The organism is Bradyrhizobium sp. WSM2793, from assembly GCF_000379585.1.
Classification (GTDB): Bacteria; Pseudomonadota; Alphaproteobacteria; order Rhizobiales; family Xanthobacteraceae; genus Bradyrhizobium.
Genome location: NZ_KB902824.1, coordinates 147,772 through 161,716 on the forward strand (window position 1 = coordinate 147,772; position 13,945 = coordinate 161,716).

11 protein-coding genes are annotated in these 13,945 nt (G+C 63.7%); 5 read left to right on the forward strand and 6 right to left on the reverse strand.

What is annotated here, in order from left to right; translation table 11 throughout:
• Positions 1–49: 49 nt before the first annotated feature.
• Both A3AS_RS0138255 and A3AS_RS0138260 read right to left on the reverse strand, forming a co-directional pair.
• Positions 50–2,236 carry a xanthine dehydrogenase family protein molybdopterin-binding subunit gene (locus A3AS_RS0138255; protein ID WP_018322711.1) on the reverse strand — a complete coding sequence of 729 codons (2,187 nt, stop codon included), beginning with the start codon at positions 2,234–2,236 and terminating at the stop codon, positions 50–52.
• Between the two features lie 12 nt (positions 2,237–2,248).
• On the reverse strand, positions 2,249–2,698 hold the full coding sequence (locus A3AS_RS0138260) for a (2Fe-2S)-binding protein (protein ID WP_026202799.1): 450 nt from the start codon (positions 2,696–2,698) through the stop codon (positions 2,249–2,251).
• Positions 2,699–3,029: 331 nt separating this feature from the next.
• Here A3AS_RS0138260 and A3AS_RS0138265 point away from each other — a divergent pair, with 331 nt between their 5' ends.
• Both A3AS_RS0138265 and A3AS_RS0138270 read left to right on the forward strand, forming a co-directional pair.
• Entirely contained in the window at positions 3,030–4,646 is a 1,617-nt protein-coding gene (locus A3AS_RS0138265; RefSeq protein WP_018322713.1) for a B12-binding domain-containing radical SAM protein, read from the forward strand.
• Between the two features lie 263 nt (positions 4,647–4,909).
• Positions 4,910–7,105 (forward strand): hypothetical protein, encoded by a 2,196-nt coding sequence (locus tag A3AS_RS0138270; RefSeq protein ID WP_018322714.1) that lies wholly within the window; start codon positions 4,910–4,912, stop codon positions 7,103–7,105.
• A gap of 39 nt (positions 7,106–7,144) precedes the next feature.
• On the opposite strand, the gene A3AS_RS0138275 is transcribed toward A3AS_RS0138270, so the two are convergent.
• Positions 7,145–8,533, reverse strand: a complete 1,389-nt coding sequence (locus A3AS_RS0138275; RefSeq protein WP_018322715.1) for an MFS transporter — start codon at positions 8,531–8,533, stop codon at positions 7,145–7,147.
• 173 nt (positions 8,534–8,706) lie between these two features.
• Between A3AS_RS0138275 and A3AS_RS0138280 the strand changes: the two genes are divergently transcribed.
• Complete coding sequence (locus tag A3AS_RS0138280) at positions 8,707–9,768, forward strand: isocitrate/isopropylmalate dehydrogenase family protein (protein ID WP_026202800.1); 1,062 nt, start codon at positions 8,707–8,709, stop codon at positions 9,766–9,768.
• A gap of 363 nt (positions 9,769–10,131) precedes the next feature.
• Here A3AS_RS0138280 and A3AS_RS0138285 read toward each other — a convergent pair whose 3' ends face one another.
• The 3 genes from A3AS_RS0138285 to A3AS_RS48700 form a co-directional block, all read right to left on the reverse strand.
• Positions 10,132–10,416 carry a hypothetical protein gene (locus A3AS_RS0138285; protein ID WP_049815111.1) on the reverse strand — a complete coding sequence of 95 codons (285 nt, stop codon included), beginning with the start codon at positions 10,414–10,416 and terminating at the stop codon, positions 10,132–10,134.
• Positions 10,416–10,847 carry a pyridoxamine 5'-phosphate oxidase family protein gene (locus tag A3AS_RS0138290; RefSeq protein ID WP_018322717.1) on the reverse strand — a complete coding sequence of 144 codons (432 nt, stop codon included), beginning with the start codon at positions 10,845–10,847 and terminating at the stop codon, positions 10,416–10,418. Before A3AS_RS0138290 ends, A3AS_RS0138285 begins: the two co-directional genes overlap by 1 nt.
• Positions 10,848–10,971: 124 nt before the next feature.
• A complete protein-coding gene (locus A3AS_RS48700; protein ID WP_018322718.1) occupies positions 10,972–11,148 on the reverse strand; it encodes a hypothetical protein in 177 nt (58 codons plus the stop codon).
• Between the two features lie 131 nt (positions 11,149–11,279).
• On the opposite strand from A3AS_RS48700, the gene A3AS_RS47990 reads away from it, so the two are divergent.
• Positions 11,280–11,558 (forward strand): hypothetical protein, encoded by a 279-nt coding sequence (locus A3AS_RS47990; RefSeq protein ID WP_157644503.1) that lies wholly within the window; start codon positions 11,280–11,282, stop codon positions 11,556–11,558.
• A gap of 709 nt (positions 11,559–12,267) precedes the next feature.
• On the forward strand, positions 12,268–13,902 hold the full coding sequence (locus A3AS_RS0138305) for a hypothetical protein (protein WP_018322720.1): 1,635 nt from the start codon (positions 12,268–12,270) through the stop codon (positions 13,900–13,902).
• The last annotated feature ends 43 nt before the right edge of the window (positions 13,903–13,945 follow it).

Consider the following 13,945-nt stretch of genomic DNA (forward strand, 5'->3'; position numbering starts at 1 on the left):
TCTTGTCCGCAAAATGCCGCGGCGGCCGTCGTGGCCGCCGCGGCTGTGCTTAGGCGAAGGTGATATTCTGGTCCCGCAGCGGCACGGAGCGGATGCGCTTGCCGGTCGCGGCGAAGTACGCATTGAGCACCGCCGGCGCTGCGACGCCGATGGTCGGCTCGCCGACGCCGCCCCAGAACCCGCCGCTTGGCACCATCACCGATTCAACCTTCGGCATCTCGTTGATGCGCATCGAGTTGTAGGTGTCGAAGTTGGTTTGCTCGATCTTGCCGTCCTTGACGGTGCAGCCGCCGTAGAACAGCGCGGAGAGGCCATAGACGAAGGACCCCGCGATCTGCCGCTCCACCTGCGCCGGATTGACGACGTAGCCGGGATCGGTGGAGGCGACGATGCGATGCACCTTGATCTTGCTGCCGTCGGTCACCGAGATTTCGGCGGCGCCGGCGACATAGCTGCCATAGCCCATGACCTGGGCAATGCCGCGATAGACGCCCTGCGGCGCCGGTGTGGTCCAGCCGATCTTCTCGGCAACGGCATTGAGCACCGCCAGATGCTTGGGATGGTTGCCCATCAGCTTGCGACGGAATTCGAGCGGGTCCTGGCCTGCGGCCTGGGCCAGCTCGTCCATGAAGCATTCCATGTAGATCGCGTTGTGATTGACGTTGACGCCGCGCCAGAAGCCGGGCGGAACGTGCGGGTTGCGCATCGCGTGCTCGACCAGCAGGTTCGGCACCGAATAGCCGAACGCGGCTTCGCCGGATTGGGCGACGCCCTGGAAGGCGGCCGGATCCATGCCGTTCTGCAGCGCTTCGGGGCGCAGCGAGAACAGGATTGATTGCCCGGACAGGCGGTAGTGCAGCGCGACCAGATTGTTGTTGGCATCGAACGCGCCGGTCATCTTGCACTGGGTGATCGGGTGGTACCGGCCGTGCGCCATGTCCTCTTCGCGCGACCACAACAGCTTGACCGGGGTGCCCGGCATCTCTTTGGCGATCATCACGGCCTGGCGGACGTAGTCGGTCTGGCCGCGTCGGCCGAAACCGCCCCCTAACATCACCTTGTGCACGTCGCACTTGTCGGCCGGCAGGCCGGAAGCTTCGAGCACCGCCGCGAACGCCGCCTCGCCATTCTGCGTGCCGCACCAGACCTCGCATTTGTCCGCGGTGTAGAGCGCGGTGGCGTTCATCGGCTCCATCGTGGCGTGGTTCTGGTAGGGATAGGAGTAGACGGCCTCGACCTTCTTGGCGGCGCCGGCAATCGCCGCCTTCGCGTCGCCGTTCTTGTTGCCGACATAGGCCGGCTGGTTGTTATCAAGGCCCTCGGCCAGCCACTTCGCAATCGACTCGCTGGAGACTTTTGCGTTGTCACCTTCGTCCCAGACGATCGGCAACGCCTCCAGCGCGGTCTTGGCGTGCCACCAGGTGTCGGCAACGACCGCGACCGCGGTATCGCCGACCTTGACGACTTTCTTGACGCCTTTCATGCTGGCGATCTTGGCTTCGTCAAAGCTCTTCAGCTTGCCGCCGAACACCGGGCAATCCTTGATCGCGGCATTCAGCATGCCCGGCAGCTTGATGTCGGCGCCGTAGATCATGGCGCCGTTGGTCTTGTCGACGGTGTCGAGCCGCTTCACGCCCTTGCCGATCAGCTTCCAGTCCTTCGGATCCTTCAGCTTTACCTCGGCCGGCGGCGACAGCTTGGCGGCGGCCTCGGCGACCTTGCCGTAGGTCGTGGTCCGGCCCGACGGCGTATGGGTGATGACGCTGTTCGCGGCCGCGCATTCGGAGGCCGGCACCTTCCATGCATCGGCGGCGGCCTGGCTCAGCATCACGCGCGCGGTGGCGCCGCCCTTGCGGACATAGTCCTGCGAGGAGCGGATGCCGCGGCTGCCGCCGGTCGAAAAATCGCCCCAGACGCGCTTGCGGGCGACGCTCTGGCCGGGTGTCGGATATTCGGTCGTGACCTTGGTCCAGTCGCATTCGAGTTCCTCGGCGACGAGCTGGGCGAGACCGGTGAGTGAGCCCTGGCCCATCTCGGAGCGGGCGATGCGGATCACGACGGTGTCGTCGGGCCTGACCACGACCCAGGCGCCGATCTCCGGCGAGCCGTCGGCGGCACGGACCACGGCGGGCCCGCCGAAGGGGAGGTCGAGGCCGATGGCGAGGCCGGCACCGACCGCGGCCGTGCCGATGACGAAGGCGCGGCGGTTGAGCCGCGGCGAGACATGCTTATTCATGTGGGGATTTCCTTACGCGCTTGCGATCGTGTGGATCGCTTCGCGCACCTGCTGGAAGGTGCCGCAGCGGCAGATGTTGGTGATGGCCTCGTCGATATCGGCGTCGGTCGGCTTCGGCTTCTCGCTCAGCAGCGCCGCCACCGCCATGATCATGCCGCTCTGGCAATAGCCGCATTGCGGCACGTCCTGGGCGATCCAGGCCTCCTGCACCTTGTGCAGCGCATCGCCGGAGGCGAGCCCCTCGATGGTGGTGATCTTCTTGCCCTCGGCTTCGCTGACCGAGACGCCGCAGGAGCGGGTGGCGACGCCTTCGATGTGAACCGTGCAGGCGCCGCATTGTGCAATGCCGCAACCGTATTTGGTGCCGGTCAGGCCGGCATTCTCGCGAATCGCCCAGAGCAGCGGCGTATCCGGCTCGACGTCGAGAGTGAAGGTTTTTCCGTTGATTGTTAGGTTTGCCATCGCAGTCCCCTGATTGGCCCAATCCACCGATTGAACTCAGGGGCGCAATGTGTCCGGCAAACTGGAACTGTTCAAATCAACAGTCCGAGGGGTGAAATGCGAAAAATTACGCCGCTGAGGGAAGATTGTGGGGAGGGTGGTGTTTTGTCTCGCCCTCCATCATGGTTGATTCGGTCGTCCTTCCGCGGGCGTCAATCCATGGGTCTGAGGCGACGCCAGCTGTGAACGCCGGTTCCAGGCCCGGTCGAGGCCACGGCGACAGTTTGTCCCTTTTGCCGGGGTGCAAGACGCGGGCGCTTTGGTACACTGCGCCGACGCCAGAAGGAGTTCCATGAACGTGCCGAGTCCCAACGTACTGATGCTGTACCCGCTGTTCTCGGCAGAGTCCTTCTGGACCTTTGGCGAATCCTGCAAGGTATTGGGCGTAAAGCGCCCGGCCGCTCCTTTGGGCCTGATCACCGTTGCCGCGATGCTGCCCGAAAGCTGGACCGTCCGGCTGATCGATTGCAACACGGCGCCCTTCAACGACGAGGATCTCGCCTGGGCCGATGTCGTCTTCACCGGCGGGATGATGCCGCAGCAGGCCGACACGCTGCGCCTGATCGAGCTCTGCCGCGCGGCCGGCAAGCCGGTGGTCGTGGGCGGCCCCGACCCGACTTCAAGCCCGCACATCTATGAGCGGGCCGACTTCCGGGTGCTCGGTGAGGCCGAGAGCGTCATCGACGAATTCATTGCGGCCTGGGAGGGTGGCGCGCGGAGCGGCACCTTCACCGCACCGAAATTCCAGGCGGACGTGACCAAGACGCCGGTGCCGCGTTTCGACTTGCTCAAGTTCGAGGACTATCTCTATCTCGGTGTGCAGTATTCGCGCGGTTGTCCGTTCACCTGCGAGTTCTGCGACATCATCGAGCTCTACGGCCGCGTGCCGCGGACTAAGACGATCGAGCAGATGTTCGTCGAGCTCGATAGGCTCTATCAGATGGGCTACCGCGGCCATCTCGACTTCGTCGACGATAATTTCATCGGCAACAAGAAGTCGCTGCGGCAATTCCTGCCTAAGCTCGCCGAATGGCAGCGGACCCACGGCTATCCGTTCGAATTGTCGACCGAAGCCTCGGTCAACCTGGCCGATGATCCCGAGCTGTTGGAGTTGATGGGGGCGGCGAATTTCTTCGCCATCTTCGTCGGTATCGAGAGTCCGGATCCGGCAACGCTGGTCGCGATGCGGAAGAAGCAGAATACGCGGCGCAACATCGCCGAGAGCATCCACAAGATCTACGCCGCCGGCATGCTCGTCACCGCTGGCTTCATCGTCGGTTTCGACAATGAGAAGGTCTCCATGGCGGACGCCATGATCGATTTCATCGAGGAAGCGGCGATTCCCGTCAGCATGGTCGGGCTGCTCTATGCCTTGCCGAACACGCAGCTGACGCGCCGCCTGGAGCGCGAAGGCCGGCTCCACGCGGGCCACGATGTGGCGCCGACCATCGGCGCCGATCAGTGCACGGCTGGAATCAATTTCGATCCGGTGCGCCCGCTCCGCGACATCCTGACGGACTACAAGCGGGTGCTGGAGCACGTCTACAGCCCGGCTGCCTATTCAGGACGCGTCGACCGCCTCATGACGCTGCTCGACCGGTCCCGGCAGCGCCACGAGCTCGCCGAAGGCGATATCCGCGCCAAGCTCGGTGCGATGGAGACGGTGCACAAGGTGGTCACCGCCCTTCCCGAGGCGCGTGGACCGTTGTGGCAAACTTTCATGAACTGCGCCAAGCGCGACACGACATCCGCGCGCATTGCCGTGCAGATGATCGCAGCCTATGCCCATCTCGGACCGTTCTCGCGCAAGGTCATCGCCGCCATTGACGCGCGCCTGGCGGCGCTGGACGAGCAAATCCCGAGTCCGGCCGTGGCTGTGGGCGCGACCGAGGCTCGACATCTGGCCTGACATCCGGAGAGCGATGGAACCGCCCACGACCCTTTGATGCGCTGCCCGGCGTGCCGTCGGCAATCAAACTGGCTGTCATGTGTGAGATCCCGGCTTGACAGCAGGACAACCTCAAGCCGATCGTCGTCAGGACGACCCGGGCCCGCCGCGATTTCGGCGTCTGGACGTTCCGCGCGGGCATTTTGAGTTGGCCCGCGAGGCTCAGTGCTCGTCTGCGATTGCGACCGACGTCATTGCCGGAAAAGCTCTAGCGGGGTTGGGCCATGTTCAGGAAGGTGATCCGCTGGTCGGTTGCGCTGATTGTCGTGGCGGTGCTGGTCTTCGCATATCTGCCTTCCTTCATCGCCGATTCCATCTACAAGAACGTCGACGACATCACCGATGGCGAGATGCCCGCCACCGTCACGGCCTTTCAATCGGGGCCGGACGTCGTCAGTACCATCGGTGGCAGCGGCGAGGGCCTGAACTGCAGCCTGCCGCCCTGGGCCAACATATTTTTCGACGGCGGCAGGGATTCCAACCAGAAGCGCCATCTCGTCCTGCAGCGCTTCAGGCAGGCGTGCGTCTTTCACGACCTGTGCTATCGCCATGGCCTGGCGACCTATGGCTATAACCAGAACGATTGCGACCGCATTCTGCAGAACGCGGCTTTTCGACTGTGTCTCTACATACGAAACGGCAGCCAGGAGAGCAGCGCGGCGCGCTGTCAGACCGACTCCAAGATGGTTCTGGCCGGCGTGAGCATCGGCGGATACGACGCCTATCGCGGCTGGGACCGATCGACCTATTTCGAGTTCGATTCGGACCCGTCGCGGTCGAACGGATTTCTGGTCAGCCGTGTGGTGGATCATCCGTTCAAGGCGGCCGCGCCGGCCAAATACGGCAGCGACCCCGATCAGGTCATTCTCATGTTCGAGAACGTCCGCTCCAATCTTGCGGTGACCTGCATTACCTGCGCGAGTGTTCCCGTTCTCGAGTGGACGACCGATCCCAACGCCGTCAGCGCCGAGTTGCGCTCGGTCGGCGTGACGCGGTTGCCGGAAGCGCTGCTCAAGCGCGAGCCCATGCTGTCCGAAACCATGCCGGTCTGGTTGCCGCCGCGCCGTCGACACGCGGCGCCGCATCTCCTGGTCGACGGAGCGGGCAAGGACCATCTGATCTGGATGAGCCGGAACAACCCGCAGGACAGCATGTCCTGTATCGTCGGCGCCGATCCGGCGCACCTCCTCACCAATACCCTGCCGGTCCGGGATCTCTGCTCCGTCGATGCGGGCCCGTCGCTCAGCAGGGTTGAGGTCGACATGTTCGCGACCTCTCCGCTTCCGATGGAAGTGCCCGGAAGTCCGGATCTCGTCTACGCGACGTCGATCAGCACACAGAAGACAAAGGAGCAGCATCTGAGCTTCTGCTCCCGCTCTGCATCCAGGAAGGTCGAGGAGTCCGGAGGCGACGACCGGTCCAAATGCGTCACCTTCCCCGAAACGGAGGTTCGCAAGGGCGCGGCGCTCGGTGCATTCCAGAACTTTCCGCTGGTTCGCGCCGGACAGCAGATCTATTTCGCGCGGGACATCGATCAGCGGACGGATTCGCTGTTGACCGCCGCCTGGCAGCGCGCCTTCGGCAACAGCTTCTCGCCCGACGGTGCCTTGCTTGTGATTGACGTTGCGCCGCCGCTCGCCGCCAAAGGGCCTCTCTCGGCCAAGCTGAAGAAGATCGTCCGGTTCAACATCGACGATCGCTTCGATCCGATGATGCCGATCACGCGCAAGGCGGATGATTTGCGATTCCTGAGCCTCGAGGCGTCGAAGTCGAGTGTGCACCTTCGCACGATCGATTTCGCCAAGGACGACCCTTCCGTTGGCAATGCGCGGCTGACGATGGGCGACGGGGACGTGGACCTGGATCGCTCGTGGGCGGAGAGACCCATGCTGGTGCTGGAGACCAGGGAGGCGCGACCGAGGACCAAGCTGGTGTTCTCCCGTGGGGAAATAGCGATCGAACGGGGCAAGCCCGACGTGTCCCGCGCGACGACCGAAGTGTTGACGCTGCAGACCCTGGTTTTCGAACGCGATGCCGCCGCGCCGTCGGATGCGCCGTTCGTGAAATCGGCCGGAGCTGCTTGCCGGGTCGTCTATGAGTTCGAAGCGAACCACACCGATTGGGCGTGCTATCGCGCCTTCGACCCCGACCGCGCGATGCGAGCCTCGCCAGCGACGCGGATGCAGGCCTCCCAGACGCTGGTTGGGCGGTTCAGCCAAGGCGACGGCCATGGCCTCGCATTTCCCGATCTCTGCCTGAAGTCGGAGCCGATCATCCTGACGCCGCAAGGAGGCACGTTTGCGCCCCTGAGCGAGACCGCGGGCTGGAAAGGCCCGCCAAAGCTGACACGGACGATCAAATGCGAGCCGCTCGATGCCGCGGCAATCGTGAGCCGTCCCATCGTGCAGAAGGCTCCGTGAAGGCAGGCCGGCCGATTGAGGCGCGCCAACGCGTCCGGTCTACTTCACCGCCAGCCGCAGGAAGCTCATCACGCTGCCGAGTGCGGCAAAGCCGGCGCCGAGCGCCAGCGCGACGGTTGCGCCGTCGTGACCGGCCAGCGCGAAGCAGAGCGCCGCGAGGGCCGCCCCCGTCGTCTGTCCCGTCAGGCGCGCGGTCGCGACGATGCCCGAGGCGCTGCCGCTGCGGTGCGGCGGCGCGCTTGACATCACCGCCTTCATGTTCGGCGCCTGGAAGAAGCCGAAGCCCATGCCGCAGATCACCATCCGCCAGATGATGTCGGCAATGGCGGGGTTGGCCGGAAGCGTCGCAAGCAGCGCCATGCCGAGGCCGAGCAGCACCAGGCCGATGCCGCCGAGCAGGCCGACCGCGTGCCGATCGGACAGGCGTCCCGCGATCGGCGCCATGATGCCGACCACCAGCGGCCACGGTGTCATGAAGAAGCCGGTCTCGACCTGCGAGCGGCCGAGCACGTCCTCGAAATAGAACGGTAGCGAGACGAAGGCGAGGCCCTGCACGGCGAAGGAGCACACTGCGGTCGCGGCCGACAACGCGAACATCGGCCGGCTGAACAGGTCGATCGGCAGCATCGGCGCCGGATGGTCGGCGTGGCGGCGCGTCAGGATAAAGCCGAGCGCGAGGGCAGTGACCAGCTCGATGATCACGACCACCGGCGACAGATTATGCGCGGCACTGCCGATGCCTGTGATGAACAGGCCGAGGCAGGCCGACGCCAGGATTGCGCCGAGAAAGTCGAACCCGTGATCGGCGCGCGGCGTCTTCGGCAGCATCGCAACGCCGATGCCGATCGCGACGAGGCCGAACGGGATGTTGACGGCGAACAGCCACGGCCACGGGCCGAGGGCCAGGATGGCGGAGGCGATCGTTGGCCCGAAGGTGAAGGCGGTCGCGACCACAAGCGCGTTGTGGCCAAAACCGCGGCCCAGCATCCGGCCGGGATAGACGAAGCGCACCAGCGCGGTGTTGACGCTCATGATGCCGCTGGCACCCAGCCCCTGCAGCATGCGCGCGACCAGCAAACTGTCCAGCGACCACGCCACCGCGCAGAGCAGCGAGGCGATGGTGAACAGGATGAGGCCGCCGAGATAGATGCGCTGGTGTCCGACGATCTCGCCGAGCGCACCCAGCGGCAAGAGCGTTGCCACCAGCGCGATCTGGTAGACGTTGACCACCCAGACCGACTGCTCCGGCGAGACATGCAGATCGGCAGCAATGGCGGGCAGGGCGATGTTGGCGATCGCGGTGTCGAGCGAGGCCATCGCCAGCGCGGTGAAGATCGCGGCGATCGCCCAGCGCCGCTGCGCGGCGGGGAGGCCGTCAGAGATGGTGTGGTCGGGCTCGCGCGCGGCGGCAGGTAACGTGATCGTCATTGCGTTGGCGCGTGGCTCCGGCGGCGCGGCTCAAATCGGTCATTTCGCATGTACTACGGCGGGGCCGCCTACCACAGGCATATGCTTGCATGCTGTGTATGCGCGAAGGTGAGGCGATGACGGCTCGCGCTGGCGTATGATCGCGCCGCGGCTGCAAAAGTCAGGGGATCGCCATGCAAATCGTCGTTCTGCCCGGTGACGGCATCGGACCCGAGATCACGACCGCGACATCGGGCGTGCTGCGCGCGGCCTCAGAGCGCTTCCAGCTCAATTTGCGTCTGGAGGAGCACGCGGTCGGGCATGCGAGCCTGAAGCTATCAGGCACGACCGTGCGCCCCGAGCTGCTCGACATCGTCCGCGCCGCCGACGGCCTGATCCTGGGGCCGACCGCGACCTTCGACTTCAAGGACGAGGCTCATGGCGAGATCAATCCGTCGAGGTACTTCCGCAAGAACCTCGACCTCTACGCCAATATCAGGCCCGCGCGCACCTATGCGGGGCGGCCCGGGCGCCTCGGTGATTTCGACCTCGTCGTGGTCCGCGAGAACACCGAGGGGTTCTACGCCGACCGCAACCTGGAGCAGGGCAATGGCGAGATGCTGGTCACGCCCGACGTGGTGATCTCGCTGCGAAGGATCACACGCCTCTGCTGTGAGCGCATCGCGCATGCCGCATGCCGCCTCGCGATCAAGCGGCGCAGGCACCTCACCATCGTGCACAAGGCCAATGTGCTCAAGATCGGCGACGGCATGTTTCTCGAGATCTGCCGCGCGGCGGCGAAGGCTTATCCAGGACTGAGCGTCGACGACATCCTTGTCGATGCCATGATGGCGCATGTGGTGCGCAGTCCCGATCGTTTCGACGTCATCGTGTCCACCAACATGTTCGGCGACATCCTGTCCGATCTTACCGCCGAACTTTCGGGGAGCCTCGGCCTCGGCGGCTCGCTCAATGTCGGCGAGCGCTACGCGATGGCGCAGGCCGCGCACGGCTCGGCGCCCGACATTGCTGGACAGGACGTCGCCAATCCCGTCTCGCTGATCCTGTCGACCGCGCTGCTGCTGGGCTGGCACGGCGAGAAGACTGGTGCGGTCCGCTATGAAGAGGCCGGGCACGCGATCGAGGCGGCGGTGGCGAAGGCGATTGGCGAGGGCAGGGCGACGCGGGACATCGGCGGCAAGCTCGGCACGATCGCGGCAGGAGCGGCGATTGCGGAGATTCTGCAGGCGGAGTGAGCGGTGCTTGCACACTTTCCTCGGGGCCCAAGACAAAAGGTCGAAAAACAACCCCATGCACAGTAGAAGTCGCCTTGATTGATAAGGGATTTTCGAACCGCCTTGCGACGGTAATCGCGGCTGCGATCAAGTTGACCCGTCGGGCAAAACATTGCCAGGATGCTAACGTGCCAGCGACGCCGGTGAACGTGCGACGCCGCCTATCAAGGCGGGCCACGTATCGGCTTGGCAAGCGCTGACCTACGATATCGCGCGCCGATCGCGGTGCCGCTGCCCGGGCCGGCCCGCCAAGGCTCTTGACCTCGTGATCTCCGAAAGTTTTCTGATCGGTGCCGATCAGGTGATGGACTGAAGTAGTTGGGTTCACGGCAGAAGCGTCATGAACTCGTAGACGACGACGGCAGCGCCGAGACAGCGCCGCCAGGGATTCACGCCGCGGAAGACCTCGTCGGCGCCCCAGACGACGAGTCCGCCCTTCATGACGATCGACAAGCCGACGCTGACTTTGCCTGCGGCAGGCCAGATCCAAAGCAGAACGCCGGCAACGAGGACGATCCAAAGAAGAAGATTCGGCCACTGCGCGATAGGGATGGCACCTGTTTCGCGGCTCCGGAAGAACCAATCAGCGAATCGCTGTACCGAGCCAATCAGAGTGCAACCTCATCCTCTTCGCGGCCCTTCCAGTAAGTGATGCGGTTGGCTTTGACCTTGATCAGCACGATGCCCGGCGTATCAATGCCGCGGTCGAACCATTTGTCGAGATCGCTCGTCCAATGCTGTTGGAATGCCGCCTTGTCCCGGATCAGTTCGGCCGTCCCCTCGACGGCGACATAGATCCCCTTCGAGAACAGGCCCGCTTCCGACGAAAAGCCGAGCGCGACTTTCGGATTTCGCCTGATGTCCGAGACGGTGCGGGTCCGGTCATGGGCAAAGTAGTAAGACGTGCCGTCGTAGGCGACATCGCCGTTGTTGCTCATGGGGCGGTTGGCGATTTCGCCGTTCTCGGTGTGGGTCGAAAGAATGGCGATGTCGATGTCGGCCATTTCCTTCGCGATCTCGGCGAGCGATGTCTTGGACATGAATTTTTCCTCCAGTGGGGCTGGAGCAACGGCGGGATGAGGCTACGCGTTCCTCGCGTTCTACTCGTTGGAAACGCAAAACCGCCCCCGACATCAGTCGGAGGCGGTTTCGAATTGAATCGGATCAGTGGCCCGTGCCGGGCTTGGTGGTCTTCGGGGGCTTGCCGTCTTCCATGCGGCCCTCATTGCGAAGATCGCGCCCCTCTTGAGCCTTGCGCTGGCTCTCGGGATCCTTGCCGTGCTCGTTCATCTCTTCCTTGATGTAACCGGCGCCTTCCTTGATCTTGCCTTCAACGCTCATGATCTTCTCCTTCCATACAGGCGATAACGCGTTGGCGGACTTGGCGTTCCGGTATCATAACGGCGCAGATTGCGGGGAACCGAGTTGTGCCTTCGAACGCGCAGAATGGTAGAGCGCTTGCGAAACTCATCGTGCTGAGTGCTGAACGTTCGTCGACGGTGTCGCTGCGCATTGATGGCGTGGCTCGGACTTTCCGAGCTGTGGCGTTGGTGCACGACAGGCGCACTGCTCACTTATTTCCACTGCATGGATCACGTCAGCAGATGGCAGCTCATGAGAGCCATCCGTTCAATTTCGTTTCGCTCTTCATCGTCTACGGAGTGGTTGCTGCCATGGGAGTGACGATTTGCGCCATGCAGTGGCTGTTGATCCGCAGGTGGTGGTTGAAGAAGCCGGCGGCGGATCAGTGATCGTGCGCGCGCCTCTTACGAGCATCATCGGCCGCTTTTGAAGGCAAGGAAGATGCTCGGCGCGCTGTCGCCGACATTGTTGTCGGTGCCTCCTGCACGCACTCCCGCACTGTATTGCCTTAGCAGGCTCGCCCAGGCTGACGACTAGGGGGCCGGGAGATCGGGTAGTTCCGAATGATGAATTGCGCGAGGTCGCGGCAAGACGGCTGGTAAGAAACAAGCGGAATAAGCGACGTGGAGGTCAACGCTCGGGGTGGAAAACCGTCACTCGAACGCAAGCCCCAACGCCAACCAGGTCGCAAGAGACAAACAGACGCCAATTCCCAAATAGGGCAATGCAAGGCGCATCGGTCACTCCTCAGCTCCGAGACGCGAAAACGCCGTCAGCTTCGCATGTTCGCCGTGCACTGCCCATATTCCATACGATGTACGAGGGTTGGTTTGCCGTGGACGACAACGTACCCGACCGCGCAATGAAGACGATGCCAACAGGAAGCAGACGTGCCTGATTTGACGCCCCTTTCAGGCCGGATCCGGCTGATTTAATTTGACTCCGCATTTGGTTCAAAATATATAATTTATTTAATTATTTAATTGTGGGGCTGATGCCTGCCAAGTCCTTTCGATCTCGGGATTTTCTTCCATGCCGAACCGCGAAACAGGCGGAGCAATCGCGCCGCTCTAGCCTTTATCTAAAGAGGCGTGATCGATGCGCCGACCGATTGATACTGCACCCAGGGACGGAGAAGACATCTGGGTGGAAGATGCGACCGGGGTCGTTGACGTCGCTCGCTGGTCGCCTCAAGCAGGCAAATGGGTCTCCAAAGACGGTGCTCCAATCAACGCCGAGCCGACCCATTGGTATCCCGAAGCTGAGGACATTGACCCAGAGGGCGAACCATCGGGCAATCCGCTCGCGGCGGCTGTCATTTTGCTTCCCGCGATCCTGGTTGGAGCGGCCTTACTGGGTGTGTTCGACACTTTCAGCGCACGAACGATGCCGGAAATGGCGCAAATCGGCGGCGAGAATGCCCTCCGCTTCGACCGACGGCCGGAAATAGGGGCGAGGTCGCAAGCGCTCCTTCAGCGCGAAGCGAACGGAGACCTAACGTACACGGTGCCGGCGGGCATGGTGCAGCCTGAGCCATGGCCCGATCGAGATGCTTTGCACAGTCATGCGCGCGCCAGTGAACTGGACGGGGCGCGCAGGGAACTTGAGGAGGCGGTCCAGCAGGCGCACGCGGCAAAAATTGCGGCGGACGAGTTGCGGCAGTCGCTGCAACAGGAGCAAGCGCGCAACGCTGCGCTTGCGAACGAAGTTGCCGAATTCCGCCGGCAGGTCGATGCCCGCGACGCAGAATCGCGGAAGGCGGAGGATGTGGCCGCGCAACAGAGAGAGGCGGCGCAACGGCAGATCGCAGAACTAGAGCAGTCTCTGCAGCGCGAGCGGGAAACTAGCACCGCCCGCGCAAGGCAGGTGAACGCCGCACAGGCAGCGGCGGCGAGCGCTGAGCAGGAACGCCACGAGGCGCAGTCGCGCGCCGCCGCGCTCGCGAGCGAACTCGCCGGAATGCCTCGCCGCTTGCCTGTGACGGAAGCTGCGACTGCGGAGGAAAGCCCGGCGGAGGGACTGGAGATTGCGGAACTGCGGCAGTCCCTGCAGCAAGAGCAGGAAAAGAACGCCATTCTGGTCACGGAAGCCAAAGCAGCGCAGGCAGCAGCTGCCGATGCCGATCAACAACGCCGCGCTCTCGAAGCGGCTCAGGCGCACGCCGCTGCGCTGGAGAGCGAACTTGCCGAAGTGCGCCGGGAGATCGAAACCCGCAACGCGCAATTGCGCGATGCCGAAAATGCGGTCTTGCAGCAGAGACAGGCAGCGAAACGAGAGATCAGTGAGCTGCGACAGTCGCTGAAACAGGAGCTGAGCAAAACCGAGGCCAGGGAGAGAGATCTTGCATCGGGGTGGCGCTCCACCCATGAGCGCGCCCTTGCCGAGCAAGCAAATGACGCGCCGGTCCTGCCGGCGACGCGGAGCGTGGAAGTGGCGGAGCCACCGACCGCCGCAGTCCAGAACGAGGCGGAGGCCCGTTTGCTCCCGCGTGCCAGGGCGCTGCTCGATCAAGGAAATATTGGTGCAGCACGCATTGTACTCGAGCTCGCAGCAGAGAAGGACATTGCGCAGGCAAGTTTCATGCTCGCCGAGACCTATGATCCGGCGGTTCTTTCCGCCTGGGGTACTTATGGAACTCGCGGCGAAGCGGCCAAGGCGCGCGAATTTTACGCGAAGGCACACAGGGGCGGTATTCGCGAAGCCAAGGAACGGCTGGATGCGCTCCGACCCTGAGAATGGGATTCTTGCAGTCCGAGAGACGAAAGCTTGCGGCGGC

Excerpts from the sequence above, each read along its gene's own strand:
- A3AS_RS0138255 (WP_018322711.1), bottom strand. The coding sequence starts at position 2,236 with ATGAATAAGCATGTCTCGCCGCGGCTCAACCGCCGCGCCTTCGTCATC.
- A3AS_RS0138260 (WP_026202799.1), bottom strand. The coding sequence starts at position 2,698 with ATGGCAAACCTAACAATCAACGGAAAAACCTTCACTCTCGACGTCGAG.
- A3AS_RS0138265 (WP_018322713.1), top strand. The coding sequence starts at position 3,030 with ATGAACGTGCCGAGTCCCAACGTACTGATGCTGTACCCGCTGTTCTCG.
- A3AS_RS0138270 (WP_018322714.1), top strand. The coding sequence starts at position 4,910 with ATGTTCAGGAAGGTGATCCGCTGGTCGGTTGCGCTGATTGTCGTGGCG.
- A3AS_RS0138275 (WP_018322715.1), bottom strand. The coding sequence starts at position 8,533 with ATGACGATCACGTTACCTGCCGCCGCGCGCGAGCCCGACCACACCATC.
- A3AS_RS0138280 (WP_026202800.1), top strand. The coding sequence starts at position 8,707 with ATGCAAATCGTCGTTCTGCCCGGTGACGGCATCGGACCCGAGATCACG.
- A3AS_RS0138290 (WP_018322717.1), bottom strand. The coding sequence starts at position 10,847 with ATGTCCAAGACATCGCTCGCCGAGATCGCGAAGGAAATGGCCGACATC.
- A3AS_RS48700 (WP_018322718.1), bottom strand. The coding sequence starts at position 11,148 with ATGAGCGTTGAAGGCAAGATCAAGGAAGGCGCCGGTTACATCAAGGAA.
- A3AS_RS0138305 (WP_018322720.1), top strand. The coding sequence starts at position 12,268 with ATGCGCCGACCGATTGATACTGCACCCAGGGACGGAGAAGACATCTGG.